2 protein-coding genes are annotated in these 1,384 nt (G+C 65.8%); one reads left to right on the forward strand and one right to left on the reverse strand.

The genetic code is table 11. The features are described from left to right. The coding region (locus AC2VON_RS23770; protein WP_486955051.1) for a sulfite exporter TauE/SafE family protein at positions 1–911 on the forward strand (911 nt) is incomplete at its 5' end. Here the strand turns inward: AC2VON_RS23770 and AC2VON_RS23775 are convergent. After that, the coding region (locus tag AC2VON_RS23775; protein ID WP_486955052.1) for a peroxiredoxin at positions 815–1,384 on the reverse strand (570 nt) is incomplete at its 5' end. The genes AC2VON_RS23770 and AC2VON_RS23775 overlap by 97 nt on opposite strands.

Consider the following 1,384-nt stretch of genomic DNA (forward strand, 5'->3'; position numbering starts at 1 on the left):
CGGCGTCGGCGCCGCTGGGTTTCTTGATCGGCTTGTCGCTGGGCGCGCTGGGCGGCGGCGGATCGATACTGGCGGTGCCGGCGCTGGTCTACGGGGCCGGCGAGACGCCGCACACGGCGACGACGACCTCGCTCATTGTGGTTGGGGCATCGGCTCTGGTGGGGATGGTGGGCCACCTGTTCGCCGGGCGGGTGCGACTGGTCTGGGGCCTGACTTTCGGGCTTGTCGGCATCGGTGGATCGTTTCTGGGCTCGGTGAGCAGCCAGGCGATACCCGATGACGTGCTGCTGCTGGCTTTCTCCGGTTTGATCCTGGTGGTTGCGTGGCGCTTGCACGGCCGGCCCGCCGAGACACCGTGTCACGCCACGCAGCACTCTCCGGTGAGAGCTGACATCCAGGCCGACGCTGCGCCGGCGAGCACCCACGGCCAGGATCCGGTGCCCTCGGCGCGATCACCCGATCACGCGCGAACCGCGATGGCCACCGTCGCGCGGGTGGTGGTTGCCGGAACCGTGGTGGGTTTCCTCACCGGGTTCTTCGGTGTGGGCGGTGGCTTTGTCGTCGTGCCCGCGCTGGTCCTCACGCTGGGTTATGAGATGCCGGTCGCGGTCGGCACCTCCCTACTGGTGATCGCCATCAGCTCGGCCGAAGGGCTGGTCTTTCGCCTCCCTAGCGGTGACATCGATTGGGCGGTGGCGATACCGTTCACCGCGGCCGCGATTGTCGGTGTGCTCCTCGGCAACGGCATCGCCGCCAGGGTGCCGGCGGCACGGCTCACGACGTGGTTCGTCTGGCTGATGGTGGCGGTCGCCGCCTACACGGCAGTCGAGCCGGTGGTGGCGTCGGTGGCGCGGATGGCGGATTCGACCTCGTCGGCGGGGAGCTCTTTGGTGCAAAAGAACCAGTCCTGACACTCAACGCCATCGGCACGCTCCTCCATGCGCTCCCGTGCGCCGCTCAAGGAATCCGGCGTCGGCAAGATCACTGGATCCCCAGGTCGCCAGTCCGCCGGAGTGGCGACGGTGAAATGGTCGGTCGTCTGCAAGCCCTGCACTACGCGCAGCAACTCGTCGAAGTTGCGTCCAAGGATCAACGGGTAATAGATGATCGCGCGGATCGTGCCCGCCGGGTCGATGACAAAGACCGCCCGCACCGCCTTGGTGGAAGCCTCGCCGGGCATGATCATTCCGTATTTCCGGGCGATATCCATTGAGACGTCTGCGATTAGCGGAAATGTGACGTCCACACCTTTGAGATCGTGGAAGGTGATTTTCTCTTTGATGGCCCGCAGCCAGGCGATGTGGCTGTCGAGCCCGTCGACCGACAGTCCCAGAAGTTTGGTGTTGTAGGCCGCGAACTGTTGCTGCATCGAGGCGAACGTGAT

It is taken from the genome of Mycobacterium sp. TH-M82, assembly GCF_057473605.1.